Source organism: Novipirellula sp., from assembly GCF_041583735.1.
Taxonomy (GTDB): Bacteria; Planctomycetota; Planctomycetia; order Pirellulales; family Pirellulaceae; genus Novipirellula.
This window is the reverse complement of sequence record NZ_JBFHFD010000365.1, coordinates 1-8,659: the sequence shown is the minus strand read 5'-3', so window position 1 is coordinate 8,659 and position 8,659 is coordinate 1. Positions and strand designations below refer to the sequence as shown.

Annotated in this window: 7 protein-coding genes; 3 read left to right on the top strand and 4 right to left on the bottom strand. The window is 55.2% G+C overall.

Annotated elements, in window-relative coordinates:
- The 3 genes from ABX962_RS22675 to ABX962_RS22665 all read left to right on the top strand — a co-directional run.
- The coding region (locus tag ABX962_RS22675) for a hypothetical protein (RefSeq protein WP_372722568.1) at window positions 1-891 on the top strand (891 nt) is incomplete at its 5' end.
- A complete protein-coding gene (locus ABX962_RS22670; protein ID WP_372722566.1) occupies window positions 881-1,918 on the top strand; it encodes a hypothetical protein in 1,038 nt (345 codons plus the stop codon). The genes ABX962_RS22675 and ABX962_RS22670, both read left to right, overlap by 11 nt.
- On the top strand, window positions 1,915-2,880 hold the full coding sequence (locus ABX962_RS22665; protein WP_372722564.1) for a CsgG/HfaB family protein: 966 nt from the start codon (window positions 1,915-1,917) through the stop codon (window positions 2,878-2,880). The genes ABX962_RS22670 and ABX962_RS22665 overlap by 4 nt, the downstream gene beginning before the upstream one ends.
- Window positions 2,881-3,101: 221 nt before the next feature.
- Here the strand turns inward: ABX962_RS22665 and ABX962_RS22660 are convergent, their stop codons facing one another.
- The 4 genes from ABX962_RS22660 to ABX962_RS22645 all read right to left on the bottom strand — a co-directional run bounded on the left by ABX962_RS22660 (window position 3,102) and on the right by ABX962_RS22645 (window position 8,539).
- Window positions 3,102-3,680: a hypothetical protein gene (locus ABX962_RS22660; protein ID WP_372722563.1), complete on the bottom strand. Its 579-nt coding sequence runs from the start codon at window positions 3,678-3,680 to the stop codon at window positions 3,102-3,104.
- Window positions 3,681-3,882: 202 nt separating this feature from the next.
- Complete coding sequence (locus tag ABX962_RS22655; RefSeq protein ID WP_372722561.1) at window positions 3,883-5,448, bottom strand: hypothetical protein; 1,566 nt, start codon at window positions 5,446-5,448, stop codon at window positions 3,883-3,885.
- The gene (locus tag ABX962_RS22650; RefSeq protein ID WP_372722559.1) at window positions 5,442-7,967 is read right to left on the bottom strand and encodes a cytochrome c family protein; all 2,526 of its coding nucleotides are present in this window, start codon (window positions 7,965-7,967) and stop codon (window positions 5,442-5,444) included. The genes ABX962_RS22655 and ABX962_RS22650 overlap by 7 nt, the downstream gene beginning before the upstream one ends.
- A complete protein-coding gene (locus tag ABX962_RS22645) occupies window positions 7,967-8,539 on the bottom strand; it encodes a DJ-1/PfpI family protein (protein WP_345684434.1) in 573 nt (190 codons plus the stop codon). The genes ABX962_RS22650 and ABX962_RS22645 overlap by 1 nt, the downstream gene beginning before the upstream one ends.
- Window positions 8,540-8,659: the final 120 nt, after the last annotated feature.

The window sequence follows — 8,659 nt, the reverse complement described above, 5'->3', positions numbered from 1 at the left end:
GGATCGCGGATTTTCTGTGGCGGGCGAGGAAAGCAGGGTTACCAATGTTTCGCATTCGACATCGCCACTGAATCCTGGACGACCATCAAAACAGAGATTGGACGCATCACGTGCATGGATAGCGATGCCGGTTCGCTGTGGATTGGAACCGACGACGAGGGACTGTATCGCTATGACATCACGTCCCAACAATGGCATCACTGGGGACTCGACGATTCGTTACCCGATCTGCATATCGAATCGCTCCGCGCAGTGGCCAACGTGTGTTACGTCGGCGTTGGAACCGCTCGCGGAGGCGGATTGGTGAAGATCACCGACGACGGATCCGTGACCATCTTCGAAGGCAAGAATGCTCCCGACCAAGCTCCGACGCACATCATTGTCAGCGACGACAAGATCCTGGCACGCTCGATCCAATCGATTCGGCAGTACGATCGAAAAACCGAAACGTGGAGTCCGCTAGAACTGACTTCACTTAAATCCCCGTTCCTATTTCCCGCTGACATCGGCTACTGGGCGTCCACCAGTCAACGTGAATTATACCCGCTTGATCAACCTGAGATCCCGGAAGATTGGTTCAAACAAGCTTGGTATCCGCCCGGGCGTCAGAAGGCGGGGTATCAAGTGAAGTTCTTGATTGAACACAAAGACGAAATTTGGTTTGGCGGCACTCCTTATGAGAAATTTTTATGCAGTGGACTCTATCGCGTGAATAAACATACCGGTGATTTTTCGATGTATGGCCCCCGCGATGGATTCAAAATGGACGGATATTACACATCGGATAATGGCGTCTGGGCAGCCGACCGATTGTGGATCGCCACCCATGCCGGATTGGCAGAGGTGACGAAAAGGCCCCACGTTTCCGAGGTGCAATCCAGTGACAATTAATTCACCCGAGCGAACCGCTCACTCACAACCACGCTCTGCATGCTCGCGTGGTATTCGCGTCGTGGCGGGGGCCGTCTTTCTGCTGGTCGCGTCCATCGCCGGCCCGTCATGGGCACAATTGAAACCGGGCCAATCGGACCAGTTTGCCGGGGAAACATGCACGCTGACGCTCGCACCCGGGGTGGCAACCACGTCAAAACAAGCTCACTGGCGGCTGAACACAGCCAATCGTACGTTGACCCAAGGCGTCAGCGAACTGAAACCGGCTAAGGAACTGCAATCATCAAATGCCGGCGGTGCCGCCGAACGGTCCTTTGTGATCAAGACTCCCGAAGTCAAATCAGGGGTGATGCTGGAGGTGGACCTGTTTCTGCACTTCGGCGATCCGCTTTCTGAAACGCGACATCCTCTGCGATTGCATTCGCCCGATTGCTTTGTGAACATCCGGCAAACACTCCGTGATGCCGGAATTGCATTGTACGATCCCGCCGGCATCACGGAGGATGCACTGAAAAAAACGGGTCTAACCCCCAACGTGGCCGCGTCTTTGAAACGAGTCGATAGCGAAGCGATCATCGTGATCGGCGAATCCATCGCGTGGGACAAACGGACTGTTAAAGCGGCCGAGCAATGGGCCAGCGACGGAAAGTGGGTGATCGTGCTTCGCCCCACGGATGCATCAACGTGGCCGATGCAGACGTCGGCCGCTGATGGCGTGAAGCTCGCTTTCACGAGCATTACGAACAGTCGCTGGCGTCCCAAACAACTCGACCTCGATTTCTGGTCGTCGCACGCCGAACACGCTCGCGGCTGGGAATTGCAAGTTTCAAACAACCAATTGCGGATGACTCCGGCGATCGGACCTCAGGTTTGGCAACTTGCCGAGTATCAATCAAGAGAGAACCACGGCGGTTGTCTGTTTGTCGGTGTGCCGTTGATCTCGCGGTGGAACGAATCCCCCGTGCCGCGTGAATTGCTGACGCATATCTTGCTCCAAACACTTCCCCATCCACAACTAGATCCATGAAAGAATCGATGATGTACCGAACCTCCATACTCTTCGGCTGTATGCTCAGTCTGCTGATCGCGTTTAGCCATCCTGTGACTGCCGCCGATGCCAAGCAGCCGATTCCGACCGCGATACTGCCCTTTGAAAGCCGTGGCGATGTGCAAGAAGAAGCCGCTCAGGTTGCCGATTTATTGTTCGCGAACCTGATCGTTTCCGAGCATGTGATGCTGGTCGAACGCCAAACGATCGACGACCTATTTGAAGAATTGAAACTTAGCAAAGCCGGCATCGTCAAAGCGGACGAGGCGTTGCAAGTGGGAAAACTGACGGGCGCGAAACTGCTGATCACCGGATCGGTTTTGCAAGTCAACGACGATTTATATTTGGTCGCCAAGGTGATCGGAACCGAAACCAGTCGCTTGGCGGGCGCGTCGGTAAAGGGTTCCTCCAACACGGATTTGGGTGAATTGGTCGAGCAATTGGCTGCGGAAGTGGACAAAGTGGTGGCGAAGAAAGCCAAGCTGCTGCTGCCGAAACCGGTTCCGGTCGACGATTGGCTTGCGAGCACTCGGAAATCACTTCGCGGCAAGAACAAGAAGCTGCCGAGCGTTACGGTCGCCGTTACCGAGCAACACGTGGGCCAGCAAACCTTTGACCCTGCGGCCCAAACCGAGATCGAACGACTACTCACCGAGCTAGGATTTGACGTGATCGCGTCGGACAACGCAAACTCGGCTCGCGCGGACGTCCTGATTAAAGGAGAAGGACTTTCCCAATTCGCCATGAGCCGCGCCGATCTGGTATCGGTTCAATGCCGTGTCGAAGTTCAAGTGATCAAACAGTCCGATGGCACGGTGTTAACCTCCGACGCCGAGACCACCCTGTCCATCGATCTGGCCGAGCAAATCGCGGCGAAGTCCGGTTTGCAAGAAGCCGCCCGAAAACTGGTCAAGCGATTGATTCCAAAGCTGGCGAAATGAAGCACAGCGAGAGTTTGGATTTGTGAACACGTGCCATGCGAAATCACGACGATGTTATCGCGGCTTCGCCCGGCGGAAAGTCGGGTCCAGAGAAGGCAACCGATGTACGCCTACCACCCTAGTGCATTTTTATCTTTGATGTAGTTACCGTCGCGTTCGCGGTGGACCACGTTCTGGCGAACGTAGCTACTTTTTTAACCTACGTCATTTCTCAAATTGCTCTAGCTTCGTGATGGTGGCCTGGTGTCAACGATCTGAACGGGTTTTGCGTCGAGATCAATCGATCCAATCGACGACTTGGGGATAATGCGACGTCGTTTTGACGTCGAATTTGCATCAACCTTAATGTCATCGTCGATTTCGATCAGAAGGTAGTCGTCGCCAATCGCCTCCAGCGTTCCAAATGTCGTTCGAAAAGCAGAGATAACGTACAGACGGTCTACGGCTTCCTCCGCTAGGTCGTGACGAACCATATAGGCGTCCAACTCACGTTGAATCGCTGGATGGCTCGCTGCCGCATCCTTGGCGCCAGCCCCTCGTCCCGCAATCTTCGATGTAGCGAGCGCCGTTTCGTAGTCTTCGTCCGTGTAGACAAAAATCAAAACACTTGCGGTGCCGTCCACGGATTTGACGCCGACATGCATTCCCGTCGCGAGGTACGCGAACATCGTTTTCGGTGAAGCAGGCCGGACCTCGGCGTTTGAGACTTCTTGTGCCGAAGAGACAATTGCGAACGCGAACTGCGTAAGAGTGACAAAGACGAACGCGAAAATCACAGTACCAACATGAATCGATCTCATCGAAACTTCTCCGAGCTAAATGGGTGGCGAACGGTGTGATCACGAGGCAACTGCATCTGCCGCAACGGACGCGGCCCGTCGCTGAGTATAGCACCGTATCCAGTCATTCGCTCGACTGCCGCTGGGAAACTACGTGCGTCAGGGACATTCTGGTAAACCACCCAGGCTGGAAGCCTAGGCTACGTAGTTGTGCAAAGCGGAATCACTCGGCTGCTGGAATTTGATTCAGCGTGTAATAGGCATGGGTATGCAGCAGCGGTTCACCATTTCGGCCTCGCACTCCGATCGCGTTCAGCTCATGGACGAACTTTTCACGGCACCCATCGACGACCAAGTGAACTCGCAAACCATCCTCGGATACCCTTGCTTCGCGAATCGCCAACGACTTCGTTTGAATTTCATCACTGCCGTACGAGGATTGATACAGGTAGGTGTAACCCGACATCGTGTATGACGCGGGATCCGCGGCGGTTTTGACGTCGACCGGTTTTGTAAACGTCAATTCGAATCCATCATGTTTGGCTCGCATCTCCTTGATTTCTAGCGGTGTTTCGCCAGTCCAGACCAATCGCTGCAAACCGTACGACGCTGCCCCCAGACTGCTCCAACCTCGGTTGGTCAGTCCGACAAACATGCTGCCGTCATGCCCTTGGGCCATCCGCAACACCGCCGACGCAAACCCACTACGAAACGGGAAACAGGCACCTTGGTATTCGCCGTTGACCTGTTCTAGGAACACGCGATGAATCGATGCTTGCGTGAACTCGCCGACAAACAATTGGCCTGCGAACGGACCAAACTTGCCGCCGCTTTCGTCCAACATGATGTCGGTCGCTGACTGCCCCATCTTTTTGTATGGAAACCAAACGACCGGCGGAACGAGTTGCGGAAACGCCTTCAGCGCGTCCGGGAAAGGCAATCCGTCGGGAACCGACGTGACATCCGTGATCGGTGATTCAGGATGATCGATCGACGCCAACGATTCCGCATGATGGAAAAACGCACCCGACCGCATGTGATGCAGCGTGTTGGTGCCGACCCAATTGCCTTGTTGGTCGGTGTAGAACATCTGGCCATCCGCGTTCGCTCCCAACCCTGATGGCGATCGCATGCCGGCACAGACCGGAATCATCTCTCCATCGGCAGTGACTTTCATTCCCCAACCACGCCACAGGCCTTGCCGGTAGCCAAGCGTCTTGTTTTCAACGGTTCGCGTCAGCTGATCTCCCTTCAATCCCAAACCGATGTTCAACGTGATCCATAAATTGCCTTCGTGATCCAGCTTGGGTCCGTAGGCATATTCATGGTAATGCCCCGTCACGCCCCAACCTTTAGCGACGGTCAAATACTCGTCCGCAACGTGATCTCCATCGCGATCACGAATCCGAGTCAACTCGGATCGCTGAGTCACATAAAAAGAATCGTTGTGCCACAGTAACCCGAGCGGTTCATGCAGCGCCGAGGCAAACTTTTCATATTTCACATTGCTGGGCGGATCGTCATAGACGCCGTCCATCATCCAAATTTCACCCTTGCGAATCGCAACGGCAATTCGCGAATCGTCCATGACGGTTAAGCCACTGACCTCCAGCACCAAACCTTCGGGTGCCGGTTGCCAATTCGCCGACCGCGAATCACTCGCTTCGGCAACCTCGATGGAAACGAGGCGGTAGTAATCACTTTCGTCCGCTGCGTTTATCGTTTGGGGTGTCACCAGGGACGCCCCCAGCGCCAGCACGCATGTAATCCAAAGCACGCGAACTACCATGAATAGTTAACCTCGATTTTAAAGGGAAATTCGCGTACGGGGACACGCCACTCGGTCACATCATCACCCTCGTAAACGTGAGCGTCACGTGCAAGCGATGGCGGCACGGCAATCGTTAAGCCAGCTTCGTTCTTCATCGTGTGGTCATCGATTCGGGTTAGTCGATCACCTTGATGAAAACGCAACCAAAGCGGAGCGGCACTCGCGTTCGCTTCCGCATCGATAGGCGTCAGCGTGATCGTCCGTCGCAGCCCTGGTTTGTGATGCGTTTCCGATGGCTCGTCCGCAGCCAAAGGCTCGATATGATCGGTGACCTCCACTCCGGCATAGCGGTACAGGAATTTGGGCGATCCATCGGCATCGATTCGGTAGCCGCCAAACCGCACTTCCGTCGACGATGGCCAAGGCTCGTTTGCTTGATTCAATTTGGCAAAGGATGATCCTTCAGGAAACTCGACAACCTCGTTCCCAAGTGGCTCCGCTGGTGGTGCAGAGCGAACAAACCAAGTTCCTTGAGCATCAAGGAACCGCCCACGCCACATCGTCGCCAGACGAACTTGTTCGGCATCAAAGGCAAAGTGGACCTGTTCCGGAAAGCCGACTGCGATCGCGTGCGTTCCGGCTCTTGGCATGAACGTCCGCAAGATCGACGGGCGATCCGTCGGGGAAAGCTCGTAATTTTCGGCTCGCGATGCTTCAATCTTGCTTGGCAGGGAATGCTTTGGCAATGCGTTTAAATAGGCCCACATCGCTGCGATTTGCCGTTTCGGATCGCCATCAAGCAGATCGGGTCTCGGGCTTTTGCCATCGACAAAAAACGTCGGCATCCTTGTCCGTTCTTTGACATTGCCCGGATTCAGCAGGAACGTTTCGAACCATGCAGGACGAATCCGAGAATGAATCTTGCTCAGATCAACGCCCGTCACTCCGGGCAACGCATTGCCACCAAACGTATGACACTGAACGCAACCGATGTCCATCAACTCGCGTCCCGCTTCGGCCAAGTCTTTGGTGTCACCAAACACCCGCGTCGCGTCGGCAGTATTGGCATCGTCGACTTCGGCGAACAGTTCTGGCAAAGCGCGAGCAACCTCCTGCGAGAATCGCGGCATCTGGATTTGCATGTAGGGACGGATCGCAGGCGTTTTACCCGAGACGACGTTGGTAAGGTGAGTGGAGATCAGTTTTGCACCGACGCCGGTCAGCGGAGGCGGCAAGCGGCCCTCGTCACCTAAATCGATGTGCCCCGCGGTTTCGAAATAGGCTTTCCGATAGCGTCCGATCCCTCCGAGTTCGTCTCGATGGTGGCACCCGTAACAATTCGCGGCCAACAAGATGCCATCAAGTTGTTGTGTTGCTGAAACCGTCTGCCCCGACTTGGCATTCGCGATCGCTTTGGCGATGGCGTCTCGCTGCATCGAGTCGAGCGGGTACTGTACAGGGCGTTGCGGCGAATCTCCCAAACAACCATTTGCGGATTCCGCATTGACCGCCAATAACGGCATCACACTTGGCAAATCCGTTTTGATGGACAAGTCATGACAAGCGGCGCAGTTCAATTCGATGAACCATTCGCGCCCTTGCTGAACCAGGGCTGGATCGTTCGCGGATTCGCCGATCGATTGATCGACGGACGCTTGCTTGCCGACGGAATGTTTATTCGATGAATACGCAGTTAGCAAATATTCGGCTAAGTCCGCGGACTCGTTGCTCGATAGTTTGAAATCGGGCATCCGCAACGCAGGCCGCGTGTGTGCTGGATCGTGCAAGAAATGAGCCAACGATTTGCGACTGTACTTGGCCGCCAGATCTCCGAGTGGAATCGATTCGACTCGCCGTGCCGCAGCAGCCAACCCCATGTCAGCGAGTTCTTCGGGGTCAAGCTCTTCTAACAAGGCATCGACCGGCGATGTGATTGCCCCGGTCACAACATAGTCAACGTCGCTGGAATGGCAGGCGACACAGCCGCGTGTGTGAAAGATCTCGCTACCACGATCCGCATCACCACGTTTCCAAAACTCGAACATCACCGGATTCGCCCCGGTCGCTTTGATTTCGGGATACTCGGCACGCTCAGTTTCGACAAGGAAAGCTGCAATCGCGGTGCTGATCTCACGTCGCTGCTGTGGCGAACGATTACCCAGTAAATCGGGCATCGTCGTCCCCGGTTTGACCTGATGTGGCGAAGCAATGAAATCAGCCAGCCAAGCCTGCGAGTAACGAATCCCCGCACTGTGCAGTCGTGGACCTCGCTTCGGCTCAATCGCTGCCGCGGTGTTTTTGCCTGCGGCGGCATCGCCTCTTGCGTGACACGCCGCGCAGCTCAACTCGCCGAGCAACAAGCGTCCGCCGTCGACGGCATCGATATCTCCATGCCGCGCGAATCGATCGAACCCCGCCACCACAGGCGGAGCCGATGAATCATGGAGGGACGCCGAATCAGAACGCAATTCTTCCGCCGCCGCGACTGCAGTCCATGCGACGGTGGCAACCCATAGGCCAGCAATCAGGTATCTCATCAAACTACCACGACGCCATCGCGTGCTTTGACCAACAAATCGATCCACGGTCCTAGGTAGTGACCGTTGTCATGAAACGTCCGGCCGCTAACCAAATTGCCATCGACCACACAGGCTTCGTCAACAAATGTGCCGCCACAAACCTCGAGGTCGAATTTGCACTTGGGAACGGTCGCCATGCGGCGGCCGCGAACGCAATCGGCATAGGCGGGAATCTCGACGCCGTGACACACCGATGCGATCGGCTTGTTGGTGGCAAAGAAATGCTTGGTGATCCGCACCAGATCTTTGTCGTAGCGAATGTATTCCGGTGCCCGTCCGCCCGAAAACATGATCCCGGCATACTCTTCTTCGTTGACTTCACTGAACGGCACGTCGCAATCGATCGTATAGCCTTCCCATTCTTTGGTGATCGTCCATCCCGCTTTGACTTCGTGCATCACCATTTGGTAACGCCGTTTCTCGGGAGCTGTGACCACGGGTTGGAATCCCGCTTCTTGCAAACGGTAATACGGGTACATGGTGTCCAGCGTTTCGCTAGCGTCACCAATCACAATCAATACTTTTTCCATGGTCATTTCTAGACTTTGAAAGAGAAGAAAGGGGTCGAGGGGTTTGCGGGTTATTTACAGCGATGCCAAGTAATCGCGAGCCTGGTTCACATCCGCGGTGACGGCGGCGGTCGTGTCGGC

What these genes read in the sequence shown, in the direction of transcription:
- ABX962_RS22645 (WP_345684434.1), bottom strand. Translation starts at nt 8,539, where the DNA reads ATGGAAAAAGTATTGATTGTGATTGGTGACGCTAGCGAAACGCTGGAC.
- ABX962_RS22660 (WP_372722563.1), bottom strand. Translation starts at nt 3,680, where the DNA reads ATGAGATCGATTCATGTTGGTACTGTGATTTTCGCGTTCGTCTTTGTC.
- ABX962_RS22665 (WP_372722564.1), top strand. Translation starts at nt 1,915, where the DNA reads ATGAAAGAATCGATGATGTACCGAACCTCCATACTCTTCGGCTGTATG.
- ABX962_RS22650 (WP_372722559.1), bottom strand. Translation starts at nt 7,967, where the DNA reads ATGAGATACCTGATTGCTGGCCTATGGGTTGCCACCGTCGCATGGACT.
- ABX962_RS22655 (WP_372722561.1), bottom strand. Translation starts at nt 5,448, where the DNA reads ATGGTAGTTCGCGTGCTTTGGATTACATGCGTGCTGGCGCTGGGGGCG.